Here is a 25,878-nt window from a genome sequence, read left to right on the forward strand (position 1 = left end):
GTGTGCCAGTTACCGGATGGGGTGCCTGACACTCCGCCATCGCGGGCAAGCCCGGCTCCCACAGTGGTTTGGTGTTGCTGGCTGGATCTCCACTCGTCACATCATTCGGGAGGTCAGTACCGAGCGCACCCGTTGCGCCAAGTCATCCGGGCCATAGGGTTTGCTCAGCAGGTGAATGTCGTTGCCCAGCAGGTGGTTGCTGGAAAGAATGTCGCGGGTATGCCCGGAGGTAAACAGCACCGCTATCGCCGGCACTTGCCTGCGCGCCCACTCGGCCAGGTCGGTGCTTTTGACCCGGCCCGGCATCACCACGTCGGTGAAGATCAGGTCCGGTTGCAGGCCGGCCTGGAGCATCAGGATGGCCCGGTCGCCGTCTTCGGCGGTGAGCACGGTGTAGCCGGATTGTTCGAGCAATTCCACCGCGGCCGCGCGTACGCCTTCGTTGTCCTCAACCACCAGGATCGTCTCATGGCCGCCGGTGGGTTGTGTGAGCTCGACGGGCGCATCGTGGTTTTCCGGCTTTCCCAGGTTGCGCGGGAAATACATCTGCACCACGGTACCGCTGCCCTCCACGCTCTCGACCTCAACATGCCCGCCACTTTGGCGCACGAACCCGAACACCATGCTCAGGCCCAGGCCGGTACCGTGGCCATTCGGCTTGGTGGTGAAAAACGGTTCGAAGGCCCGTGCCAGGATCGTCGCTGACATGCCGGCGCCGCTGTCGGCGACGGCCAGGCGCACGTATTCACCGGGGTTGATGCTTTTACCGGCGCAATCCGGAGGGTTGAGAATAATATTTTCGCCGGTGATCCGAATCACCCCCTCGCCTTTCATGGCATCCCGGGCGTTGATCGCCAGGTTGAGCAGTGCGTTTTCCAGTTGGTTGCGGTCGACGTTAATGCACCACGGATCCTGGGGCAGCTGCACATCAATGTGGATGGTTTCTCCCAGCGCCCGCTGCAGCAACTCGCCCAGGCCTTCATAGATGCGCAGCGGGTTGTACACCGCCGGTGACAATGGCTGGCGACGGGCGAAGGCCAGCAGTTGCGAGGTCAGCTTGGCCCCACGTTCCACTGCCGCGATGGCGGCGCTGACCCGGCGCTGCACCTGGGGATTGTCCGGCTCATGCCGGGCCAGCAGGTGCAGGTTGCCGGCGACCACTTGCAGCAGGTTGTTGAAGTCGTGGGCCACGCCGCCGGTCAGGCCGCCGATGGCTTCCAGCTTCTGTGATTGACGCAACTGTTCTTCGGCGGAGGAACGGGCCTGCACTTCCGCGGCCACGCGCTGCTCCAGGTTGTGGGTGAGTTCCTGGCGCAGGCGCTCGGAGATCATATGTTCGGTGGTCTCCACCACAATCGCCAGGACCCCGGCCGGTCGTTGGTCGTCACCGGCCACGGGGCTGTAATACAGGTCCATCCAGACTTCTTCCGGGCGGCCGTCGCGCAACAGTTCCAGGGGCAGGTTGCGGTAGGACAAGGTGCCGCCAGCCAGGCAGGTGTCGACCACATTGCGGTTGAAGTCGGCGACTTCCGGCCAGCCCAGTTCCACCGGCGCACCCAGCAGATAAGGGTGGCGCCCGCCGGCAAACACCGAATAGCTGTCGTTGTAGATCATGTAACCGGCGTGCCCCCACAGCATCACCATGGGCATGGGCGATGCCAGCATCATCTGCACGGCGCTGGTCAGGCTGGAGGGCCAGGCACTCATCGGGCCGAGGTCGGTGGTGGACCAATCGAAAGCACGAATCCTCTGGGCCATTTCCCCAGCCCAACCCTCACAGCCGTAGGTATTGGATAAAAACTGCATCGGTCGGCTCTGCAAAAGATAAAAGGTGGGCGGCGATGAAAACTTTGAGCCCGGCAGTGGCGGTTGGTTTCATCGCATATTGCTTATGCCGGCAGGAAGGAGCAAGGGCCGACTCAGCGAAAGTCCCGGCTGCGCACACTGATGCCCGACAGCAACGGGGTCAGGTCGGTCAAGCGCCCGGCGATCAGGTGCCGAACCTCGCCCACCGCCTCCCAGCGGCCATCTACCTTGAGCAACCGCGAGCCCACCAGCGCCTGGCGTTGGCGCTCGGCCAAATCGCGCCAGACCACCACATTGATATTGCCGAACTCATCTTCCAGGGTGACGAAGGTAACGCCGCTGGCCGTGCCCGGGCGTTGTCGACCGGTGACCAGGCCGGCGACGCTGACGTTGCGGCCATGTTCAACCCGCAGCAATTCTCTGGAACTGCGGCAACGCCGCGCGCGCAGTTCATCGCGCAACAGCGCCAACGGGTGTGGGCCCAGGGTGGTGCCGACGCTGGCGTAGTCGGCATACAAATCTTCGCCGACTGTCGGTTGCGGCAGCTCCACCACCGCCTCTTCCGGGCTGGCGATACCGGCAAACAGGCCCAGTTGTTTCTGCACCCCGGCCACCTCCCAACGCGCCCGGTGCCGATGCCCGGCCAGGCCGCGCAAGGCACCGGCATCCGCAAGCAATTCCTGGGCGCGAGTGTCCAATTGGGCACGCTCGCCCAAGTCGGCAATATCAAAAAACGCCCGGGCCTGGCGCGCCGTTTCGATACGCCGGCCGTCCTCTTCGCGAAACCCGGAGATCATGCGCAAGCCCATGCGAATCGCCGGTTGCTGGCCTTCGATCGGCTCAAGGCTGCAATCCCAGTCACTGGCCTGCACATCCACCGGGCGGATCTGCAAATGATGGCGACGGGCGTCCTGCAGGATCTGGTCGGGGCTGTAGAAACCCATGGGCCAACTGTTGATCAGGGCGCAGGCAAACGCTGCCGGTTCATGGCATTTGAGCCAGCAACTGGCATAGGTCAGCAAGGCGAAACTGGCGGCGTGGGACTCGGGAAAACCGTAGCTGCCAAAGCCCTTGATCTGCTCGAAGATCTGCGCGGCGAAGGCTTCGCTGTAGCCGTTTTTCAGCATGCCGGTGCGCAGGCGTTGCTGATGGGGTTCGAGGCCGCCGTGGCGTTTCCAGGCGGCCATGGAACGGCGCAGTTGGTCGGCTTCGCCGGGTGTGTAATCGGCGGCGACCATGGCGATCTGCATGACCTGTTCCTGGAACAGCGGGATGCCCAGGGTGCGTTCCAGTACGGACTTGAGTTCCGGCGACGGGTAGGTGGTTTCTTCCTCCTTGTTCCGCCGCCGCAGGTACGGATGCACCATGCCACCCTGGATGGGCCCCGGCCGCACGATGGCGACCTCAATGACCAGGTCGTAGAATTTTTCCGGTCGCAGGCGGGGCAACATCGACATCTGCGCCCGCGACTCAATCTGGAACACGCCGATAGTGTCGGCCTTGCTGATCATCGCGTAGGTTGCCGCGTCTTCCTTGGGCACCGAAGCCAGGCTCAGGTCCCGGTTGCGATGGCGGCGCAGCAGGTCGAAGCAGCGGCGAATCGCACTGAGCATGCCCAGCGCGAGGATGTCCACCTTGAGCAGGCCCACGGCGTCGAGGTCGTCCTTGTCCCACTGGATGATGGTGCGCTCGGCCATGGCAGCATTTTCCACCGGCACCAGGGTGTCCAGCGGGTGTTCGGAAATCACGAAGCCGCCGGGGTGCTGGGACAGGTGCCGGGGGAAGCCGATCAGTTGCTGAGTGAGTGTGAGCACCCGGCGCAGCACCGGGCTGTCGGGGTCGAAACCACCTTCGCGCAGGCGTTCCAGGGGCGGTGCTTCGTCGCTCCAGCGCCCACAACAGTCGGCCAGGGCGTTGACCTGATCCGGCGGCAACCCGAGGGCCTTGGCCACGTCGCGCACCGCGCCGGCGCCGTGATAGCTGCTGACCACCGCCGTCAACGCGGCGCGGGTACGACCGTAGCGCTGGAAGACGTATTGCAGCACTTCTTCGCGGCGTTCGTGCTCGAAGTCCACGTCGATGTCCGGCGGCTCGTTGCGTTCGCGAGACAGGAAGCGCTCGAACAACATGCTCGTCAGGCTCGGGTCGATCTCGGTGATGCCCAGGGCAAAACACACCGCCGAGTTGGCCGCCGAGCCGCGGCCCTGGCACAGGATCGAACGGCTGCGGGCGAAGCGCACAATGTCGTGTACGGTGAGGAAGTAGCTTTCGTAGCCGAGGTCGCTGATCAGTTCCAGTTCGTTATTGATCTGCTGGAGGGTCTTGGCGTCGACCCCTTTCGGCCAACGCTGGGCGATGCCTTGCTCGGTCAAGGTGCGTAACCAGGATTTTGCATCCTGGCCTTCAGGTACCAACTCCCTGGGGTATTGATAGCGCAATTGGCCGAGGTCAAAGGTGCAACGCCGGGCAATGTTCAGGGACTCTTCCAGCAAGTGCGCCGGGTACAGCGCGGCCAATGCATCGAGGCTGCGCAAGTGCCGTTCACCATTGGGGTGCAGGCGCGCGCCGGCTTCGGCCACCGGGACGTGGTGACGGATTGCGGTCATGGTGTCTTGCAACGCACGGCGACCGCGCACATGCATATGCACATCGCCGCAGGCCACCGCCGGCAGGTGCAGGCTGGCGGCCAGGTTCAGGCGTTGCTCAAGGTGACGGGCATCGTTCTGGCCGCAATGCAGTTCCACCGCCAGCCACAGGCGATCGGTGAAGGTGCTGCACAGCCATTGGATATGGGCCTGGGTGTCGGTGTCTTCGACCATCCATAACGCGAGCAAGCCGTGTACCGCGGTGAAGTCTTCCTGCAGCAAGCGGTAGTGACCTTTTCCCGCACGGCGACGGGCAATGGTGATCAGCCGGCACAGGTGTTGATAGCCTTCCAGGTTCTCCACCAGCAGCACCAGCTTGGGGCCGTTTTCCAGGCGCATCTCGCTGCCGATAATCAGCGGCAACCCGACTTCCTTGGCCGCCTGCCAGGCACGGACGATGCCCGACAAGGTGCATTCATCGGTGATGGCCAGCGCCTCGTAACCCTGCTGCCTGGCCCGTTCAAACAGCTCGCGGGCACTGGAGGCGCCCCGCTGGAAACTGAAGTTGGACAGACAATGCAGCTCCGCGTACTTCATGCGAACCAGCCTTGCAGCCACAGCGTGCCGCTCTCGCCCACGGTGCGGTAGGCCCAGCCTTGCTGGCCGGCACGGGTGCGCACCAGGTAATAATCGCGGCGCACATCGGCGCCATCCCACCAGCCGGATTCGATGCGCTCCGGGCCCATCAGTATTTGTAGACCCTGCTCGGCCAGGGGCGTCGGTTCATGCAACAACCAGCCCGGGCGTTGCACGTTGTTTGAGGGTGAGCACGGGCGAAGATCAGCACCGGCTTGCCAGGCGCATTCTGGGCGGTGGTCGGCGTGAAAGCGCAGGCCTTGCACCGCTTCGTCCCCCAACCGCGCCCGCAGGCGTTCGCGCAGTTGTTCCCACGGCAGGGTTTGTTGCGGGCGCTCGTCGAACAGGTCCTGGCGCTGGGGCACAAACACCGGCAGGTCCTCGGCCACCAGGCGAAAGCCGCGCACCGGCGAGGTGACTTGCACTTGCTCCAGGCGCCCACGGGCCAGTTCGAACAGCATCGCCGCGTCACGCTCGGCGCTGAGCAGGCCGACCTTGATCACGCTGTCGGGCTCGGCCGCGTGCTCCAGGTGCAAGTCAAAACGCTGCACGCCACTGTCGCGGCCACACAGGAACGCCGACAGGTCGCCAGTCAAACGGCGCAAGGGAAACAGCAAGGCCTGGTGGGACAACACATCAAAATTCAGCTCGATGCGCACATCAAACCGGTCCGGCGGCTGGTAGAACGCCAGCGCCAGGGGCCGTTGGCCGCACAGTGCATCTAGGTGCTTGAGCAGCGCAGCGTCGAAGCGCCGGGCCAGGGTATGCCGAGGCAACGCCTGCACCTGGGCCAGGGTGCGCAAGCCCATGCGCGACAATGCGCTGGCGGCTTGCGGGTCGAGGCCGGCGCGGTCGATGGGGATCGGTGCCAGGGCGTGTTGCAGGTATTGCTCATCGGCCACGGCCAGGCCGTCGTAGGCATTCGCCAATATCCGCGCCGCCGCCGGGTTCGGCGCGGCGACGATGCGATGACGAAACCCCAGTTCGGTCAGCTCCTTGCGCAAGCGTGCTTCGAGCAACGGCCAGGGCCCGAACAGGCCCAGGCTCGACTCGATCTCGAACAGCAACGCCCGTGGGTAGAACACGCTGACCTGGGAGCTGAAACGGTAGGCCCAGGCGGCGAGAAACTGCTGCCAGTATTCGATCTGCGCCGGGTCGTATTCGGCGCAGGCGAACGCCTTGGTCAAGGCATGGGCCGCCGTCAGGGATTGGCCGGGGCGCAGGCCGAGTTTGCGCGCGGCGTCATTGACGGTTTGCAGCACCCGCCGCTGCGGCGTGCCGGCCAGCAGGGCCAACGGCTGGTCCGGTTCGGGGCGCGAACGCAGCACCCCGTCCAGCGCCAATTGCGGGAACACAATACACACCCAGCGCATGCCAACCTCAGTGCCCAAGCGCAATGGGCGCGGGATGGGCCAGGCCACCCCGGCACTTGAGCACCCGCACTTGCGCAGGGCTCGCCTCAACCGCCAGGCGCAACGCGGCCGGTGACGGGTTGATGGCCTCGTTCAAGGAGCGCCAGGCAAAGGCCAGGGTCTGGCCGGTTTCCGCCGCCACCTGCAAGCGGCGCAAGGCGCGGTCATCGGCCTTGCGCGGCCAGCACAGCACCGCGCCACAGCTGCCGGAACGCAGGCATTGCTCCACTGCCCACAAGGCATCGCGTTCATCGGCCTGGATCACTGACAGCTGGCGCACATCCACCCCGGCGTTTTGCCAGGCGTGGGGGTACGGCGTGTAGGGCGGCGCCACCAGCACGATGCGCTCACCGGCCGCCGCCAACCGTGCCAGGGTCGGCCACACCAGCTGCAACTCGCCCACGCCCTCCTTCGCCATCAGGATTTCGCTCAACGCCGCTTCCGGCCAGCCACCGCTGGGCAGCACCGCATCCAGGGCCGCAAGCCCGGTGGGATGGACGCTGGCCGGCGGCGCGGCGGGCCGGCCTTTCCAGACCCGGCCGCCATTGAACAGCGAGTCCAGTGCAACGACGGCGCCCATCAGCCTTGCCTCACCAGGCCGCAGAACACCCCTTCGATGGCCAGGTCCTGATCGGGCCGCACCACGATGGGTTGATAGGCGGGGTTGCGCGGCAGCAGGCGCACGCGCTCGCCCACGTGTTCGAAACGTTTGATGGTGACTTCACCGTCCAGGCGTGCCACCACGATCTGCCCGTTCAAGGCCTCGGCACTGCGGCGTACGCCTACCAGGTCGCCATCGAGGATGCCATCTTCGATCATCGAATCGCCCTGCACCCGCAGCAGGTAATCCGGGGTTTTCGCGAACATGCCCGGGTCGAGCAATAGACGGTTGTGCACTTCGGCATCGGCGCCAATGGGCAAACCGGCGGCCACCCGGCCGAGCACCGGAATATCCAGCAGCTCCGGCCGCGCCGGTTGATTGAGCAGGCGGATGCCGCGCGCCTGGTTGGGGTTGACCTCGATAAAGCCGCCCTCGGTCAGCGCCAGCACATGCTTGCGCGCCACGCTGCGGGAGGCAAAGCCGAACGCCTCGGCGATCTCGGCGAGGCTGGGGGACTGGCCTTGCTGCGCGATACGGTCGCGGATAAAGGTCAGGATGGCGGTACGGCGGGGCGTTAGATTCTTCATGGAGTACATTTGTACTCCTGTGGGAATTTTCTGGCAATATCCGTCAGTCGCTTCCCTGGCAACCGCCGGAAAAGTACCCGCCAAGTTGACGAACGGTCTTTCGAATGTTCAGATGCCGGCCTGTTTCAGGTGCCTCATGCCGCCGTGCATGGGGTGAAACGGGAAACCGGTGCCGCTCTTTTCGAGCCAGTCCGGTGCTGCCCCCGCAACGGTAGACGCGTGACTCCTTCGACACACCACTGTGGCCTGCGCGCCATGGGAAGGTGAAAGTGTCCATACGCGTGAGCCCGGAGACCGGCCTGGAATTCTGTTTGGCAAAATCCTGCGGTGGGCGGGCATGGGCCGGTATTGGCGTGTGCTCGGTGCCTACTCGTGCGTGCTTTTCGCGAAAGATACTTTTCCGAGAAGACTATGATTCGACCTTACAATACGTCCGTGCCCAGCCTGCTGCTCGGCTGCCTGTTCAGCCCCCTGCTGCTGGCCGACGACCCTCCCCTTGAGCTCAAGCAGCAGATCATTTCCGCACCGTCGGTGGAATCCACTACCGTGGCCGACATGGCCCAGTACGGCAGCAAGGTCGAGATCGTCACCCGCGAACAGATCGAACGCGCCGGCCCCGCCGCCGATGTGTCGCGCGTGATGCAGATGTTCATCCCCGGCCTGTACGTGGCCCCCAAGAACGGTCCGTTCGACTACGGCACCTATTCCCTGCTGGGCGGGCGCAACGATGACACGTTGATCCTGCTGGACGGCGTGCGCCTGAACAACCGCCTGTACGGCGGCCTGTACCTGGACACCCTGCCCGCCAACGCCATCGAGCGCATCGAAGTGCTCAAGGGTGGCCAGAGCCTGCTGTTCGGCACCCAGGCGGTGTCGGGAGTGATCAACATCGTCACCCGCAGCCCGCAAACCCGCGAGGCGTCCGGCGAGGTGAACCTGGGTGCCGACACCTTCGGCGGCACCACCGGCGACGCCCGGGTCGAGAAGATTTTCAATAACGGGTTTGGCGACCTCGGCTTGCTGGCCTACGTCAGCCGCAACGCCTCCGAGGGCTACCAGCCGTTTCGCAACCGCGACATGAAAAACGTCAGCGACAAGAAACGCTCCTACGAAGTCACCACCTTCGGCACCAAGGCGATCCAGTCGTTTGGCGATGACACGCGCCTTGAGCTGTTTTACCAGTACGCCGACGCCAACCTCGATTTCGCCCGCCCGGTGGACAACCACAAGACCACCAACGACCGCGTGCAACAGATCGCCACGGCCACCTTCGAGCAAACCCTCAACGAGCGCCTGAGCTACTTCGTCAAAGGCCATATCAACGATTGGGACACGCGCTATACCCGCATCAACAATATCGAAGGCGGCGGCACCCGGGTCATCAACCACAACGACTACTGGGGCTTCACCGACTGGGGCGTGCAGGCCGAAGGCAAGGCCGTGTTGCCCGGTGAGCATGTGCTGGTATTCGGTTCCGACAACCAGTGGTTCAAGGGCCAGGACGATGTATTGATCATCGACGACAACAAGGCCCAGGCCCACGCGCTGTACACCCAACTGCGCCCGACTATCGAGGCGTTGCCGAACTGGCACCCGAGCATCGGCGTACGCCACGAAGCCATGAGCGGCGGCGACAGCGCCACCGTCGGCATGCTCACTTCGCTCTACGACCTCAACGACAACTGGGCCCTGCGCGGCCAATACGGCACTGCCTACAAACTGCCGAATGCCGAGCAACTGTTCGTCAACGAAGACGATGAAAAAGGCAACCGCAACCTCAAGCCGGAGAAGAGCCGCAACGCCGAACTGGGCGTCGACTACAAGGGCAGCCTGCTGGCCCGGGACTTCAGCGCCAGCGTCACGCTGTTCAAACGCAAGATCACCGACCTGATCACCCTGGACGATATCCAGTGGGTCAACGGCCAGGGGCAGATCCAGATGCGTGGTTTCGAGGCCGACGCCAAGCTGCAGCTCAATGAACAATGGAGCGTGCAGGCCGACATGACCCGCAACCTCACCGAGTCCCGTGCGGGTGTCACCATCAACGATATCCCGGGCTTCTTCGCCCGCTCGCGGGTCGGCTATGAATCGGCGGACCGCCTGTGGGGCGCCGGCACCGCCGTGCGTTACATCGGCGATATCGTCAGCTCGAAAAAGGTCGAATACGGCAACTACACCGTGGTGGATGCCGACGCCTATCGCTACCTCGACAACGCCCACCAACACCGCGTGAGCCTGCTGGTAGAGAACCTGTTCGACCGCGACTACGTCACCAGCCGCGCCAGCAACGTCGACAACCTCGGGCGGCCGTTCACCTCCGAAGTACGCTACACGTATCGCTTCTGATGAGTACGCCCGTGGAAACTCATCCGGACTGGTCCCACGTGCCTGACCACGCCCGTCACGTGTTCCTGTGCACTGGCCCACGCTGTACGCAGCGTGGCGCGCTGCAACTGTGGAAAACCCTGCGCCGCCACCTGCTGCAACACGACTGCATCGAAAAGCCTGGCGGCGTGCTGCTGACACGCACCCACTGCCAGTTCCCGTGCAACCTGGGGCCAATCGTGACGGTGTACCCGGACACTTGCTGGTACGGCGTGCACAACAAAGACGATGTGCAACGGCTGGTGGAAGTGCATCTGGTGGGCGGCGAAGTCGTCGAGGATCTGCTGATCAAGGAGCGCCCATGAAAGCGTCGTGGTTGCTGTTGGGCGCCCTGCTCTGCGCGCCATCGGTATTGGCCGACAGCTTTCGCAACTGCAACCAGGATTGGACCGCCGCCCACTCACCGCCTTCGCGCATCGTGGCCCTCAACCAGCATGCCGCAGACCTGCTGTTGGCGCTGGATGTCGGCCCGGCCTTGGTGGGCGTGGCGTATCTGGATGACAACGGTGTGGCCCACCGACACGGCGAGTATTTCGGCGTGCCGGTGATTGCGCCCAAGTACCCGTCCAGCGAAGTGCTCTATGCGCAGAAACCGGATCTGGTGGTCGGTGGATTCGCCACTGCCTTTGGCACTGGTGTCACCTCCCGCACAGGGTTGGCAGGCAACGGGGTTGGGTCGTACTTGCTGGAGTCGGCGTGCGACGGGCACTCGCTGGATTACTTCGGGCATATTCGCAACGACCTGTTTACCCTCGGCGCCCTGGTGCACAAACAGCAACGGGCGCGGGCGTTGAGCGATGCCATGGACGCCGACCTGGCCAGTGCCCAGGCACTGGCGGGCGAAGGTAAACCGCTGTCGGTGTTCTACCTGGACAGTGAGGTCAACGGGCTGGACAGCGAAGGCCGGCGTGGGTTCGTCACCACGTTGGTGGCGGCTGCTGGTGCGCGCAATTTATTTGCCGGGATCAACCAATACCGCGTCACCGTGAGCAGCGAAACCCTGCTGATGAGTGACCCGGATGTGATCTTACTGGCGGATGCGCTGTGGTCACCGGCCAGCCGCAAACGTCAGTTGCTGACCACCGACCCGGTGCTGTCGCGTTTGCGGGCGGTGCGGGAGAACCGGATGATCGATATTCCGTTTACCCATTTGGTGCCCACTGCGAATAGCGGCCGAGTCGTGTTGGAGTTGGCGAGGCAATTCAAAAAACTGGCTGAATAATTCACGAGCGAAGCGCCTGACCAATTTCCTCAGTCCATGCCACCGACCAAAGTTGTGAAACGCTGTAGGTTTCCAATGCTGAGCGCATCGTACTTTTGATCTCCTCCAGCTCCTGGCCTGACAGATCAGGGTGATAGAGCTCGCACTTGGTGGCCGAGATATCACTCATCCCGGCTTCAGTGACTACCGGCTCGACCGCGCCACCATCCACCGGGGAAAGCCCGGCCCCAAGACGAAAAAAAGGGGCGATCAATGATCGCCCCAAATACAACGAGAGGTCCTTTTCTAAAACTACAAGCTGATCTGCTGGCGCTCCTCATCCGTCAACCGCGCCCGCGCCTGGTCACTCAACGGTCCGGCGCCGAGCACCTGCACCGGGCTGTTGGGGTTGTAGCCCGAGGTCTTCTGCCCGTCCTCCGGCTTGCGCTCCACTGGCTCGCTGCCAAAGCTCAACACTTCCACTGTGACAATCGACGCCCGGCCCTGTTTGGCCGCCGCCTGCTGGCTGCGCGCGGCATCTTCCGCCGCCTGGGACGCCGCCGCACCGGCTGCGCTCGCCGAGGTCATGGCCCCGGTGTTTACCGCCGCCGACACCGGCACCCCGGACGACTTGCCCTGGGTCTGGATGTTGGCGGCATTAACGACGCGCAACGCGGCAATGTTGATGTTGCCCGAGACCCGAATCCCCGCTTCACCCGCATCGATGGTACCCAGCGGGGCGATCAGGTCGATGTCTCCGGCCGGCACTTCCGGAATCGGGTTCAAGGTGGCAATCCCCGCCCCGGTGCTCGGCACCGCCGGCGACAGGGTCACGTTGCCCCAGTTGTCGTAGACACGCTTGGGCGGCGTGTACACCACGGTGGTCTTGGATCCGCGACCGGCGTTGATGTCGCCCTCGCCGGACCAGCCCATGATCGAGCCGCCGAAGGTGGTCATGATGCGGCTCTGGCCCAGCAGGATGCTGCCCATGGAATACAGCTGGATATCGCCGGCGCCCTGGGTGATCACACCGGCGGTGGACGGCGGTGCCGCGCCTTCGATGCCGAAGGTCTGCCCACCGCCCGGGGTGAGCATCTGGATCGAGCCACCGAAATTGGTGTGTACACCGGAGCCGCCGAACAACGTGATATCGCCCTTGTAGGTGATCGGGTTGCCGGCCACGTCCTTGTCCGGGAACAGCGCGGCAATCGCCGCACGCCCCCGTACATAGCTGCCCTGGCGCACACCGCCCACCGCGTTGTACTCACGGCCGGCGGCCTTGAGTTCGGCGAAGTACACATCACGGGCGAACACCCGTTGCTGTTCAGCGGGCAGTGCGGCGTAAACCGCGCGGGCCTGCTCGCGGGTGCCGACGAAACCGAAGCGCTCGGCGAGCCAGGTGACCAGTTCGTTCTCATAGGTCTTGGCGACCTTGCCGCCCTGGATCGACAGGGCTTCGCCTGGCTGGACGAGGTTGGCCGGGTCCAGGTAGGCCTCGACAAAGCGCCGGTAATCCGGGCCGTTGGGACCGACGCCAGCTTGCATGACGATGCCTGCGCCAGGGCGGTTGTCGCCCGCGACCACCGGGCCCAGGCTGGTGATGCTGACTTCGCCGCCCTTCGCCGGGTCACGCCCGGACATCAGGATATTGCCGCCCGCCGTCACTTCCAGCAGGCCAGGACCGCCAACCTGGAAGTTGCTGTACAGAATGTCGCGCCCGGCGGAGACGATGGAGATGTCAGTGGGGTTGTTGTGGATGAACAGGTTGCCGGTCGACTGCTCGCTGACCGCACCGGGGGCCGTATTAAAACGGCTGCCACTGCTGACAATGTCTCGCCCCGCCATCATCCAAACTGGCCCGTTACCCTCATACCAGGTCTGCCCTGAATGCAAAAACGAGGGGGAAGAATTGAACGTCAGGGTCCGGCCGCTGCTGACCCCCACCAGATCGCCGGTCAAGGCATAGAACCGCGCCGGTTCCGTTGGCGCGTAAGCGGCTGCCGACGCCGTGGCGGAGCCAAAGGCAAACAGAGGCCGCGGAAGGGAACCCGGCGAGCTACCGTTCTCCGACAGATTGTTGCCATCGACAACCACCTGACCATCAATGGTCCCGACGAACGCCGGCCGCCAAGGTGTGGCCATGATGCTGGGGTCGGCCCCGGAAGGCGTGACAAACATACCGCCCGCATAAATCGAGTCATGGGCCAGGAATTGCAACTGGCTGCTGGCACCGGGGGCGAGCACCAAGGCATTTATCGGACTCGTATCGGCTTGGTACCCCAGGACGGCGTTACCGTAATAAATACTGCCGCCAGCCGCCGTCGCTCGAACGATCGATGGGTAGACGGTTGCCAGGTCGGACGCTGCGGCGGAGACAGATGGCGTCAAGTTGCCCCCCGCTGAAAACAGGTCGATTGCCGTGTGACCGGTCCACAACGAGAACCAACTTTCGCCGGTCCCACTCGTCCCGCCACGGGTAAACGATGAGTTGTTCAGCAGGACGACACGGCCCGGGTCAATCACTTGCTGCAGCACCAGGTCACCCAATGTGGTCAGGTTGAATGTGGCATCCCCCGGCACCAGGGTGATACCCCCCACTGCCCGGCCACGGGTCGCCTGGAACGGATCGAATGCGCGGGTTTCGCCCGGGCTCTGCTCAGAGCTGTTGCTGCCGTAGGTCAGGTCGATCCGGCCCGTGGTCGCACTTTGCAGTTGGACATTGCCCCGGATATTCACCAACTGGCCGTTCTGATCGTTTACATCAACCACGCTGCCAGGGTTCAGGGCGCCACCGATACGCACCCGCAGATCGCCACCGCCCGTCAACTGCAGGCTGCCATCACCGGCAACCCGCCCGGTACTGCCGACCGCCAGCACCAGCCCCTGGCTGCGCGGGTTGGCAGAGGCCGACATTGGGTTGCCGTCCATGCGCCGAAGCACACCGGCATCCCCGCCTACCTGTACATCCACGTCACCGCCGCCGAGGGTGCCGAAACCGGTAAACCCGACGAACGCATCAGCCTTGGAGGCGTTGGCGGTATAGCTACCGAAATTGATCCACCAGGCCGTCGGCTGCGCCTGCCCGCCGGTGTTCACCGTGCCGCTGCCCTGGCGCCACAGCCAGTTGGCCACATCGGCGGAGTCGATGCCGTTATCCAGGGGGTTGGGCCGACTTGGGTTGAAGACGCCTCCCAGGATATTCCCCGTCAGGTTGCCCCCAACGTTCACGCTCAAATTCCCCCCTGCCTCCGGGTACCAGGCACGGTACAGGCTGTCAGATGAGCCGTTGACGAACTGTTCAAAATAACTGTTGGTATCGTTCAGCACCGTCTTCGCGCTGTTCAGCGCCTTGGGCTGGTTGTAGGGGTCACTGGCACCGGTTGCAGTGGACGATGTACCGGCGGTGTAGACCCCGTACAGGGAGTCCATGCTCAAGTCGCCGGCGCTGAGCAGTTCGAGGTCGCCCGTACCGGTGCGAATCACACTGAAACGGCTGCTGGAGGGGGTCGCCGCATACTCTTTGCCGCTTTGGGCCTGGCAGTAGGCGGGCGAGCTTGCACAGAACTCATCGATGGACGGGATACCGAACTGGTCCAGGATGCTTTGCTCGATCGGCGTTCCGACGGTGACGATAATCCCGTTGTCCGCCAGGTCCTTGGCGCCGAATTCGGTCCAGACATAGCCAACTTTCACGGCGCAGTACGCCGGATTGCCCCCACAGAAATCATCAATCGAACCCAGCCCGAAATCATCGAGGATCTTTTGGTCGATCGGGTCGCCTTCCTTGACCACCACCCCATTGGCCGCAAAGTCCTCCACCGCGAAGGCGGTCCAGGTCAACTTGCCCTTGGCGGGCATCTCCTTGGCAAACATGCCGTAGTGGCTGTCAGCCAAACGCAGGTCGCCGCTGCGCGGATGGGCTTGCAGGATGCGGCTGTCGGCCGCCTCGGTGTCAGCACCTGCAACCAACCGCAGCGACCAGGATTGCGAACCTTCTGCCAGCATCGGCGAGAGGGCCCACAGCTTGCCCTGGCGCCCCGCCACTTCCGGGCGCAACGCCACCGACTCAGCCCCGCCCGGCAACTTGACGTTGGTGCCGGAAGGAATCAACGCGCCGCGCGGCAGCGGTATGTCGCCATTGAGGGTCACGTAGTTTTGCGTCGGGTTAAGCGCCTCGTAGTTCGTCGGCAACGGCACCCCTTTGGGCCAGGTCAGCGCCCCGAGCCGGGTGTCCTGGGTCAGCAGGCTGCCGGCGTCCAGCTGTGAGCCGGCCGCCAGGGTGTGTGCCTGGCTCAATAACGTGCCTGCGGCAAACAGCACATTGCCCGCGCTGTCGAACACTGCTGCGGCCAGTACCGTACCGGCAGGCAGCGTCAGGTCCTGGTTCAGCGTCGCCCGGGTCGGCAAGCGCGTACCGGCGGCCACGCCCACGGCCTTGATCGGCAGGTCGTAGTTGAGCACGGTGCCCGCCGGGAAGGTCGTGCCGTCCGCCAGGGTGATGCCGTTACCCGGCACGATGATCGTGCCCCCGGTAAAGTCGATACCCGGCAACAACACCCAGCCCTTGTCATCGACGGTCTGTGGTGGCGGTGCAAAACCGTCGTTGATGCTGCCGTAAATATTCAGGTCGCCACCGGCGCGCAGGGTCAGGCTGCCCGACTCACCGGAGCCATACACCGAGGTTTTCTGGCTGTTGGGGTTGAGGCTGGCGTAGCGGTAGCCGGACAGGTCCAGATCGCCCTGCACCACCAGGTCACCGTCCGCGGTCTTGCTGACGATTTCCACGCCCGGGCGCAGGTGGAACGCATCGGCGTAGGTTGCATTGTTAAGCCCGGCGAGTTTGTTTTGCAGCAGGTTCTGGTTGAGCAATGCACCGTTGATAAAGGCCGTGCTCAGCACATGCTTGCCATCCAGGTAGGCCTGGTCGATCTGTTGGTAAGGCCGCCCGCTGGCCGTCGGGTCGGTGACGAGTGGCGCATCGTCGTAGCTGATCATGCCGTTGAGGGTGATCGAGCGCGCGCCCTGGATCGTCAGGCGGCCATGGGCATCGATGTTGATGTCGTTGCTGGTGCCATCGACGTTGATCAGCCGTGGTGCATTCAGTTCCAGGGTGCCGCGGTTGCGCCCGTCATTGCCCTGGACCGCCTCGGTGCCGTGACGCAGGTCGATGCGTGCGCCATCGGCCAGGGTCAGTTGACCGGTGCCGGAGCCGAGCACCACCATGGCCCGGTTGGGCGAGTCGATGATCTTGCCGTAGCTGTCCACCCGCAGCTTGCTGCCATGGGCGTCGAGTACCGCGCCGCCGTCCAGGGTCAGGCCGTGCTTGCCGGCCAGGTTGATGCTGCCGACGCGCTCGCCACTGGCGTCCACCAGGCCGGTGACCCGCAGGCTGCCATTGTCCACGGAGACGTTGACGGTGCCGGCCTTGAGGCCATTGCCGATGGTCAAGTCGCCCTGCTTGAGTTGGAAGCTGCGTGTGCCGAACACCTGGCCTTGATTCAGGCGCTGGTTGAGGTCGGCGAACTGCTGGTCCAGTGAACCGCTGCTGCCCAGGCGCTGGGCCTGGATTTCCACGGTACCGGCCTCATAAGGCATCGTGGTCCCGCCCGCATCGTAATAGCCACTGCTGCCGGCGAGGATCGTGCCTTGCAGGTCGACGATACCGCCCGCCGCGTCCACCGCAACCGCCCGCAGTTTGCCGGCCTGGTTGTTTTTGGCCGAGAGGTCGATGGTCGAGCCGGCAGCCTGCAGTATGTTGCCGCTGCGGCTGTCCAGCAGCACCGTGCCGCCCGCGCCGTACTGGGTCACATCGTTGAACACAGTGGCGCGACCGGCCACGTCGATCAACGCCGCATCCGTCAGCACCACATCACCCCGGGCGCCCAGGCTGATTTTACCGCTGGGCAGCACTACCGCCGTGGCCAGGCGAATGCTGTCGCCTTGCAGGGACAGTTCGGCGCCCTGGCCGTCGGCCTTGCCACGCGCCCCCACGGACGCTGCAATATCAATCGCCCCACCTGCGGTCATGCGGTTCACCGAACCGGCTTCGCCGGTCATCAGTGGGGTGAGGATATTCAGGTCGCCGCCCCTGTACTGGAAGCCCTTCACCGGGTCATAGGCGCCCTGGCTCTGATACACCGAGAGGCTGCCCTTGTGGTTGGCGGTAATGCGCTCGCTGGCATTGAGGTTCACGCTGGCAAAGCCCAAAGCCAGGCGATCGAAACTGCTCACGGTGTTGGTCTGGGCAAAGGCGCCGTAGCCGAACTCAATACGCTCGGCGTTGATATCCAGGCGCCCGCTGCCAGTGCCCGCCCCGCCGGCGATCACCGAGCCCGGTGGGGTGGTCGCGCCCTGCCAGATCAGGTTGGCGGTATGAATGTTGGCCACGTCGCCAGCGCCACCGGCACCGTAGATCGCCGGAGTGGAGAGCATCAGGTTGCTCAGCCGCGACTTACCCGTCAGTGGGTCATAGGTGTCCAGGGAGGTACTGCCGTAGAAGTTGAAACTGTCCCGCGCCGAGAGCTGCAGGGTTTCCAGGGCCGGCGCACCGAACTGTGAATCACCTTTGAGCAGGCGATCAAGAAGCGCCTGGGTGAGTGTCAGGCCGGCCGGCAACTGATTGGCCACAGCGGCAGCGGCCAGGGCTTGGGCGCTGCCGAGGTTAATGGTGCTGACCCCCAGGTTGAGGTGACGGGTGCCGTAGCGCACCTGGTCGCCCAACTGGAAGGTATTGTTGGTCAACGCCACGATGCTGCCTTCGGAGTACAGCCCGGTTTGCCCGCTGCACAGGCCCGTGTCACACACACCGATGCTGATCCCGCCGCTGGGCACCGTCGTATTGAATGCAATGACATTGAGCAAGCCGTTGGACGCCGCCAGCATATTGGTGACTTTGTAGATAAAACCGTCACGAGCGTCGTAGCTGGCTTTGCCACGGCCGATGGTGTTGATGGATGCGCCCTGCTCCAGGACGATCGCGTTGGTGTCACTCAACAAAAAGACTTCCGGCGCTGCGAGCGTCACACCTTCCCGAAGCGTGACGGTGCTGTTGGCCCGACTCGTACCGCCAGCCAGGACGATGTAATTCCCGGACTGGCCATACGTAACTGCCGTCATCCCCCCCACCATCAAACGCGAGGCTCCCAAGGCGTTGAGGCTCTCATCGTTGAAGGTAATGCCGGAAAAACCGCTGGTTGCGGAACTGCCCGCCGCGACGACTTCAATACCAAGCTTGCCTGGATCAATCACCGCCACCGCGCCGCCATAGCCACCCGCCGCGGCCTCAAAACGGCCTATGCCCTGGAACGAAAACGCATCAGCGCCGCCCCCTGGCCGCAAGGCCAGTTTCAGGGTCTTGGCGTCGACGGCGAGCATCGGGCGTGGCACACCCTGTTTCGCAGCGTCGGCCATGGCGAACTGGGCGTAGCTGGTTTCGTTGTATTGGGAATAGCGACGCAAGGTATCGGCCGAGGTCAAAATCAACTGGCTGGCAACGCTGTTGCCGATCCCGGTGTTGGCGATGGACAAGCGCCCGGCGGTGGACCAGGAGCCATTGCGCATCCGCTGGGTGGCGGCATCACTGCCGAGACCGGCCAGGCCGTTGATCTCGACGCGGAAAGCGCCGGGCATCAAGGCGTAGGTGGACGGCATCAGGGTATAAGTGCCCGCCGGCAGCCCCGGCACTCCGGCGCCGATGGTGACCTGCTGGCCCACCAACGGATCGCCTGCGCCCTTCTCCGGTGCCACCGGCGCCGAGCCAGGCTGCACCCCGGGCACGATGGCGTAAATCGGGTTGGTGCCCAGGCCCGGCAACACAAAACCGCCATTGGCACCAAACTGCACCAGTGGGCTGTAGCGCGCATCCGTAGAGCCTCCGCGCCCGGAAACGAAACCGGCCCCCAGCAATTCGCCGCCGCCCGACAGGTCCAGGGTAGCCTCAGGCTGCACCTGCACCGACTGGCCGCCGAGAATCACCCCGACGCTGAGTTCCGCGTCCTGGTTGACCAGCCCGCCCTGGCCGACAAACGTCACGGTCTTGCCGTTGTACTTATAGACCTGCCCGTCCAGGGTGCCGCCATACGGCAGCACCAGGCCCCTGCCGCTCACCGACGTCACGCTGCCCGGCAGCAATTGCACCTGGCTGCTGCCCATGCTGCCGATATCGATCAACCCCAGGGGCGCCCGCACCACACCGCCCTGCCGCACCGTCGCGGCGCCCAGTTGCAGGCGCCCGAATGCCGAGTAAGGCACCGCGGCATCCGTGTTGCCGGTACGGCCAATGGTCAGGGTGCGCAGCGGGTCGAACGTGATGTTGAGGCTGTTGAATTCGCTCAGGTAGCCGGCAATGACCCGCGCACCGACCTCCGTGGCCGGATACAACTGCGCCGCCCGCAAGGTCATATCGCCCTGGGTCAATAACTGGGTGCTGACCCTCAAGGCCACACCGTCCGGGTTCGCACCCGCCAGGAAGCGCAGATCGCCCTGGCTGGTCAGGTTGACCTGATCAAAGCCGCGACGCTCAAGGCCGACCAGGCTGTCGTCGGCCTGGCGCAGTTTGCCCTTGCTGCCAAACAACACGCTGCCGCGCACATCGATCAAGCTGCCGCTGGCATTGAACTGCGCCTCGGTGGCGCGCAGCGAGGGTAACGGCAACACCGACACCGGGTTCACGTAGAACTCCCGGGCCGGCGAATCCATGCCGGACAGCAGCAGAGACGGTGCCGACAGATTCACCCGGGCATTGGCTGCCGCGCCCTCACTGAGGTTGAAGGCACCGCTGTACAGGCGCAGGCTCTGGCCCATGTTCAAGGACACATCGCCGTCGAAACTCAACAGGCCGTTGCTCATCAATGCCAGGTTGTCGAAGCCGCCCGCACTGACCTGGTCGACGCCCAGGCGAGCGTGGCCGTATTCCAGGCTGTCGGCCGCGTCGGCGGCGGTGCCGGCGAGCGGGTGGGCCTGATGGGTCTGGCCGAGCACCAGTTCACGCACCTTCAGCACGCGATCCGTGACACTGTTCTTGGTGTAATACGGGCTGTCCAGCGCTACGTTCAGGCTGCCGCCCGCTGCGCCGGCACCGCCGGCCCGGGCCACCAGACTGCCGTCCAGGTACAAGCCATTGTTGGACGCCAGGCTGATGCTGCCGCCATTGCTGGCCACCCGGGTTGCGCCCTGCCCCGGCACATCCAACACCGCTTGCGTGCCCGACGCGTCCAGCCGGGCGCCCTCGCGTACCACCACAAACAGGTCGCTGGCAGTGACCGTGCCGGTGCTCAGGTTGATCTCGCCACCGATGCTGATCTTGCCGCCGTCACGGACCAACCCGTATTGGCTTCCACGATTGTCCACGGCGGTCGCGGCCCGGGCGGCGACATCGATCAGTGCGTTTTCACCCAGCCAGATGGAGCGGCCATGGCCAACCGCGTTGGCCGGCTCGAACGCGCGCGTGGTCAGGCCGTTCAGGTTGACGCTGCCACCCCAGGCATTGAGCGTGCCGTCGACCGTCAGTTGGCCGATGCTGCGCAGGTTGATCGACTGGCCCGGGTCGACGCTGATCACCGCGCCCTGGCCGACCACCAGCGCGGTTGTCGGCAGTTGCTCGGCAGGCGACTCCAGGTGGCCGGCGGAAAGGGTCAGGCTGGCGCCACGGCGTTGGCCGAGTACGCCCTTGCTCGCGTCTTCCTGGTAAAGCGGCGGGGTCCAGCGCTCCATCACGCTGGCCGCAGCGCCGCCGCCCGGCGTCGTGGCGGCCTGCTCCGAGAGCCGGTAGGCCGGCACGTTCACATCCACCTGAGTACCATCGGCGACCAGCAATCCTTCGTTGCCGGTAATGTCATAGGCCGAAAAACCCTTGTTGAAAAAATCCCCGGCCAACTGCAAGGTCTTGGCATCCGGCGCCTGCGGGCTCTGGCCGATCTGCACCTTGTTGGCCTGCAAGGTCAGGGTGCCGCCTGCGCTGACGCCATAGCCGCGAATCTCGGCGCCCAGGTCCAAAGCCCCCAGTGCGCCCACGGTCACGTCGCCGCCCTTGCCGCCCCGGACTTTGCCATCCAGGCCGATGGTCGCCCCGGACGACGTTTCCACCAGGCTGCCCGCCGCGAGGTTCACGTCGCCGGAGTTGCGCAACGACACCTTGCCACCGTTGATATACGCCACCCCGTCAGTGGCCGAGGGGTCGAGCGCCAGATTATTCCAGCGCCCGGAACTGTCCAGCTTGACTCCGGCGGCCACATCGAGCCGGCCGATGCCCGGCAGAATCACATCGCCAACGACATTGGAGCGATTGAGGTCGACCTGATTCAGCAGGTTGCCCGCGTTGATGCTGCCGCCGTGGGCCGTGAGGTTGGCATTGACTGAAACCACGGGGCCGAACAGGGTGATGTCGCCGCCGTCAGCCACCTTGAGTGCGCCATTGATGTCAATCTGCTGCTTTGCGCCGACCTTGATCGCGCCCAACCGGTAGCCATTGAGCTGGTCACTGTCGAGCACCAGTTTGCCCTGGCGTTCGGTCGGCAGCGCAGTGGCCAGGTCCAGGCCGTCGGCGATTTTTTGCGTGCTGCTCTCGATCAGCACCTGGTCGATGGTCGGGGTCAAGGCGTAGCGCAAGGTGCCGGTGGCCTTGTTGTACACCGGCGTGTACTGGCCAATGATCAGCTGCGCCCGCTGGGCCATGGCCTGCTGTGACTGCTGATAACCATCAAGGTTGATATTCGGTGCCTGGGTCTGGCGATCGCCCTGGAATACATCGCTGATCAACTGGCCTTCCAGCACCGCGTTGGTGGTGCCCACCACCAGCTTGCCGGCGTCGCGGCCCACGGTGTAGCCCGCCTCGTAGCGGCTTTGCTGGGCCACCAGCGGGTTGTAGTAGAAATCGCTGCGGCCCCAGCGGACGCTGGTGTCTTCAAAGCCCTTGTAGATCCCCGCGTAGAGAATGTCCCCGGGGGCTTTCGACAGCTCATAGAGCTGGCCGTCAGGCCCCTTGAGCCAGGTCTGGCGGATGTAGCCGGCCTGCACATCGACGGTGCCGCCCGACAGATTGACCTGGGCACCCTGCTGGGTCACCACGTCCTTGCCGGTGAACGTCACAGTGCCGCCCTGGGCCATCCACTCGCCGACCGAGTGGCCCTGGGTGCCCAGGTAACCGCCGACTTCCAGCAGCCCGCCGGCGGTGTACCAGCGGTCCGTCGCATAGCCGTTGGTGCCGGCCGGGACGAACACCAGGTCCCGCAGGTCGACCCATACATCGTTGTTGATCAATTGCCCGCCGTCACGGTTGGCGGGCACGTCGCGCTGTTCGTTGCCCTGCACGTTGATCTTGATGTTGTTGGCTTCCATCGCCACCTTGACGCCAATCGCGCCGGCCACGTCGATCATCGCGCCGTCACGCACCAGGCTGCGCTGGCCGGCACTGACCGCCACCTGGCCGCCGGTGGCCAGGGTGATCGAGCCTTTCTGGAAATCCACGGTGCCGCCGCTGACGATCTCGATCCGCGACTGGTCAGTGCGGTCGGCCACCGCGCTGAGGTTGTTGAACTGGCCGGTGATCAGGTTGGCAGGCAAGCCGTCGAGCTTGATCAGGCCGTTGTCCTTCTGGCTGTTGAGGGCGGTGCTGCCGCTGGCGTCCAGCAGGATCGCCGTGGTACTGCCCTCGCCCAGGGTCACGCTGGCGCTGGTGTCGCTGGCGGCGTTGAGCAAGTGAATCGTGCCGCGGGTATCCACCGAGGTGCTGGCCAGGGCCACGCCGTTCTGCTGCACCTGGTGCCCGGTGAGGGTGATGTCGCCGGTCGACGCCATGATCAGGCCGCTGTTGCTGACCTTGCCCGACGTGCTGCCGGCCTTGAGGCTGGTGGCCACTTCATTGCCACGGGTGGTGGAGCGGTCGTTGCCCGTGGTGCCGACGCCCTTGCGGATATAAAAACTGTCGCCGGCGGCCAGGGTGGCCTGGCCCTTGGCGGTGATGATGCTGCCGGCGTTCTCGACCTCCGAGCCGAGCAGCAAGGCGTAGCCACCGGCGTCGGTAGAGGTGGCCGGGTTGTGAGTCTGGATCAAGGCGCCGCGCTGCACCTCGACCTTGCCCGCCGCGTCGGTGAAAGTCGGCTGGGTGCCGTTGGCATCCACATAGATCCCGCGTTGGGTGAATTGGTCATCGGTGATGGTGGCAGCGGCCGCCACCAGGTTGCGCACATTGACCTGGCTGCTGCCGCTGAAGATCACCCCGTTGCGGTTCATGATCATCACTGTGCCAGGGGCGTTGATCTGGCCCTGGATTTCGCTGGGGCGCGCGTTGGGGTCGTTGACACGGTTGAGCACGGCCCAATTCGATTGCTGCTGGAAATCGACCGTGGTGTTGCGTCCGACGTTGAAGGTTTCCCAGTTGAGGATCGCCTTGTCGGCGGTCTGCTCGATGGTCACCGTGGTCTTGCCACCGGACTGGCTCTGGGTCGGGCCCTTGGCGTTGGTCCAGCCCTGGGTCAGGCTGTTGTCCACCTGCAAGCCGCCCTTGCCGAGGCCGTCGGGAATCGTCGAGACCTGGCCGAGCGCCGCTTGCCGGCCAGCGGCCTGGGCGGCCTGCTGGGCCGCAATCGCCGCGACACTGTTGTTGAGCGTGCTGATGGAACGTGACAACTGCTGGTTCGCCCGCGCCTGCTGATTCAACGACGGAATCCCCGGCACCTGCGCCCCGTTGAGGCGGGCCGCTGTCGCCGCCTGGGAGGCACCCTTGTCGGCAAACCAGCCGGAGCTGAACGCTGTCGCCGCGTGGGCGCTGCCTGCCACCATGAACAAGGCAATCGCCTGGGCCAGGGGTTTGAGGCGCAGGATCGTCTGGCCGCCAGGGCCTTGGGCATTCAGGTTGACCGGTGGTTTGCAGCGGACCATCAGGAAGCTTCCTTCTTTGTTTTTGCCCATGGGGAACTGGCGACGTGCGTCACGTATGGGAGTTAGGCGGTTGGCGAGGGGCGGGACTGAACTTCTGTCATGGAAAGTTCATGTAAGGCTGATAGCCGAGCCGCAAACGCAAAAATCAGCAACGGCACAGGCCGTTGCTGATCGGGTGTTGCCGGTCGGTAAAAGCGTGGGTTACAGCGGACGACCGATGGCGTTGCAGACATCAGACTTGCCGATGCTCAGCGCGCTGGTTGCGGTAACGAAGTTGCTGGTGATCGCGGCTTTCCAGGCAGCTGGCAGTGGCACGAAGCGGTTGGCCTTGATCGCGTTGTCGTTGCTGTTCAAGGCGCTGGCACCGAAGTGACGGGTGAAGAACGCACGCACTTGCGAGGTCTGGGTGGCGTCGGCGTAGCACTGGCTGAAGATCAGGTTGGTGAAGCCCAGGATCGGATAACCGCTGCTTGGGTAAGGCACGACGCTTGGATCGTTGGCATCGGCGGCGGCAGCAAACACCGGTACCCAGGCGTTCTGGTTGGCGACGTTGGCAGCAGCCGGTACGGGCACAGCAGCGATGGCGGCGGAAACGTTATCAGGGGCTGGAGAAACACCGGCGACCTTGGCCACTTTGGTGGCGTCATCCAGGCCAGCCAAGGTAGGCGCGGCATAGTCCGGGCTCATGTAGGTGATGCGACCATCACCGGCGTTCAGCGCGGTCATCACGCCTTGGCTGGTCACGGCAGGTACGGCGCCTGGTGGCACGCCGAAGCTGTCCGCGAAGTTGGTGGTGACCACAAATTTCTTGGACTCATTGACGCACTTGGCCGCCAGAAAACGGGTGAACAGCTCGGTGGTGCCACTGGCTTCGTTACGGTAAACCACCACGATGTTACCGGTGCGACCGGTAGCCGGGAGTTGGTTCCAGGTGGTGATGCGGCCCGAGAACACGCCGCACAGTTGATCAACGCTCAGGTCAACTGCGTTGGTACCGGCCTTGTTGAATGGAATGGCAACCGAAGTGGCGACCGAAGGCACTTGAATCAGCTTGCCCCAGGTCGCTTGTTTGGTGGAGGCGTAGGTGGACAGTTCAGTCGAGGTCAGCTTCGAGTCGCTGCCCGCCCAGTGAACGTTCTTGGTGCCGGTGCCGAACTGGCTGTAGTCGTTGTTCAGGAACGCCAGTTTGCCCTTGCCGCTGCCCACGCCGATGTACGGGGCGAAACCGGCGGTCAATACGCCGGAGGTCTGGTACAGCGGTTGTGGCAGGGTGGCGCCGCCGCCGTTGATGTCTGCCATGGCAGCCTGGGCCGAGCACAGTGCAGCGAGGGTCATGGATACCGCGAGAACGTTGCGCTTAAACATGAAGAAGCTCCTTTCGTCGTGTTTGTACGTTGGGGTAGATGACGCTATGGCTTCGGTCCCGGGCTGTGTTCCGGGGGGTACCCAGGGGTGAGGCCATGGGTATGAAATTTCGCAGCATCCGATGACAGCTAAAGGAAAAAACCTCGGGAGGAACGGCTTGATTTTTAAAAAGATTCTCGGGTGTTTTGGTCACACTTTTGAGCGGTTTGGGGGTGAGGTGACAGCGAGGTTTCAGCGCGGATTTCGAGGACCGGGCTGGAGGCGTTACGGGCCGTGTGGTGGGGTTGGGCAGATGACAGAATGAGGAACCCGAGGTTGGGACCCGCGTGTCGGGCGCGCGAAAATAGTCTTGAAGAAACGCAGTTAAAATGTGACAGCGGGCTTGCTCGCGAAAGCGGTGGATCAGGCGCGACATGTGTTGACT

General features: G+C 64.2%; 11 protein-coding genes and 1 riboswitch. Of the genes, 3 read left to right on the plus strand and 8 right to left on the minus strand.

Annotated features, from left to right (window positions below; genetic code table 11):
- Positions 1–96 precede the first annotated feature (96 nt).
- From ACW9I6_RS17200 to lexA, 5 genes are all read right to left on the minus strand, one after another.
- The gene (locus ACW9I6_RS17200) at positions 97–1,806 is read right to left on the minus strand and encodes an ATP-binding protein (RefSeq protein ID WP_457339579.1); all 1,710 of its coding nucleotides are present in this window, start codon (positions 1,804–1,806) and stop codon (positions 97–99) included.
- 113 nt (positions 1,807–1,919) lie between these two features.
- Positions 1,920–5,009, minus strand: coding sequence for an error-prone DNA polymerase (locus ACW9I6_RS17205; RefSeq protein ID WP_457339580.1), 3,090 nt, complete (start codon positions 5,007–5,009; stop codon positions 1,920–1,922).
- Positions 4,985–6,400 (minus strand): Y-family DNA polymerase, encoded by a 1,416-nt coding sequence (locus ACW9I6_RS17210; protein WP_457339581.1) that lies wholly within the window; start codon positions 6,398–6,400, stop codon positions 4,985–4,987. The genes ACW9I6_RS17205 and ACW9I6_RS17210 overlap by 25 nt, the downstream gene beginning before the upstream one ends.
- A 7-nt stretch (positions 6,401–6,407) precedes the next feature.
- Entirely contained in the window at positions 6,408–7,019 is a 612-nt protein-coding gene (gene imuA, locus ACW9I6_RS17215; protein WP_008432576.1) for a translesion DNA synthesis-associated protein ImuA, read from the minus strand.
- Entirely contained in the window at positions 7,019–7,636 is a 618-nt protein-coding gene (gene lexA, locus ACW9I6_RS17220) for a transcriptional repressor LexA (RefSeq protein WP_003210482.1), read from the minus strand. Before lexA ends, imuA begins: the two co-directional genes overlap by 1 nt.
- A gap of 101 nt (positions 7,637–7,737) precedes the next feature.
- A riboswitch (cobalamin riboswitch) is annotated at positions 7,738–7,944 on the plus strand.
- Positions 7,945–8,038: 94 nt separating this feature from the next.
- On the opposite strand from lexA, the gene ACW9I6_RS17225 reads away from it, so the two are divergent.
- From ACW9I6_RS17225 to ACW9I6_RS17235, 3 genes are read left to right on the plus strand one after another with little or no spacing between them, the layout of a single operon-like run.
- Complete coding sequence (locus ACW9I6_RS17225; protein ID WP_401194398.1) at positions 8,039–9,973, plus strand: TonB-dependent receptor plug domain-containing protein; 1,935 nt, start codon at positions 8,039–8,041, stop codon at positions 9,971–9,973.
- Positions 9,974–9,984: 11 nt separating this feature from the next.
- On the plus strand, positions 9,985–10,317 hold the full coding sequence (locus tag ACW9I6_RS17230) for a (2Fe-2S) ferredoxin domain-containing protein (RefSeq protein WP_008432571.1): 333 nt from the start codon (positions 9,985–9,987) through the stop codon (positions 10,315–10,317).
- Positions 10,314–11,234: an ABC transporter substrate-binding protein gene (locus tag ACW9I6_RS17235; RefSeq protein WP_457339582.1), complete on the plus strand. Its 921-nt coding sequence runs from the start codon at positions 10,314–10,316 to the stop codon at positions 11,232–11,234. The genes ACW9I6_RS17230 and ACW9I6_RS17235 overlap by 4 nt, the downstream gene beginning before the upstream one ends.
- A 1-nt stretch (position 11,235) precedes the next feature.
- Here ACW9I6_RS17235 and ACW9I6_RS17240 read toward each other — a convergent pair whose 3' ends face one another.
- From ACW9I6_RS17240 to ACW9I6_RS17250, 3 genes are all read right to left on the minus strand, one after another.
- Complete coding sequence (locus ACW9I6_RS17240; RefSeq protein WP_457339583.1) at positions 11,236–11,487, minus strand: hypothetical protein; 252 nt, start codon at positions 11,485–11,487, stop codon at positions 11,236–11,238.
- Positions 11,488–11,525: 38 nt separating this feature from the next.
- Positions 11,526–24,089: a filamentous haemagglutinin family protein gene (locus tag ACW9I6_RS17245; protein ID WP_457339584.1), complete on the minus strand. Its 12,564-nt coding sequence runs from the start codon at positions 24,087–24,089 to the stop codon at positions 11,526–11,528.
- 201 nt (positions 24,090–24,290) lie between these two features.
- Positions 24,291–25,454, minus strand: coding sequence for a substrate-binding domain-containing protein (locus tag ACW9I6_RS17250; protein WP_003210472.1), 1,164 nt, complete (start codon positions 25,452–25,454; stop codon positions 24,291–24,293).
- Positions 25,455–25,878: the final 424 nt, after the last annotated feature.

Source organism: Pseudomonas sp. SDO5522_S412 (genome assembly GCF_054071215.1).

Bases quoted from the DNA above. Each gene is read 5' to 3' on its own strand.
- ACW9I6_RS17235 (WP_457339582.1), top strand. From the start codon at position 10,314: ATGAAAGCGTCGTGGTTGCTGTTGGGCGCCCTGCTCTGCGCGCCATCG.
- imuA (WP_008432576.1), bottom strand. From the start codon at position 7,019: ATGGGCGCCGTCGTTGCACTGGACTCGCTGTTCAATGGCGGCCGGGTC.
- ACW9I6_RS17225 (WP_401194398.1), top strand. From the start codon at position 8,039: ATGATTCGACCTTACAATACGTCCGTGCCCAGCCTGCTGCTCGGCTGC.
- ACW9I6_RS17210 (WP_457339581.1), bottom strand. From the start codon at position 6,400: ATGCGCTGGGTGTGTATTGTGTTCCCGCAATTGGCGCTGGACGGGGTG.
- ACW9I6_RS17245 (WP_457339584.1), bottom strand. From the start codon at position 24,089: ATGGTCCGCTGCAAACCACCGGTCAACCTGAATGCCCAAGGCCCTGGC.
- ACW9I6_RS17200 (WP_457339579.1), bottom strand. From the start codon at position 1,806: ATGCAGTTTTTATCCAATACCTACGGCTGTGAGGGTTGGGCTGGGGAA.
- lexA (WP_003210482.1), bottom strand. From the start codon at position 7,636: ATGTACTCCATGAAGAATCTAACGCCCCGCCGTACCGCCATCCTGACC.
- ACW9I6_RS17250 (WP_003210472.1), bottom strand. From the start codon at position 25,454: ATGTTTAAGCGCAACGTTCTCGCGGTATCCATGACCCTCGCTGCACTG.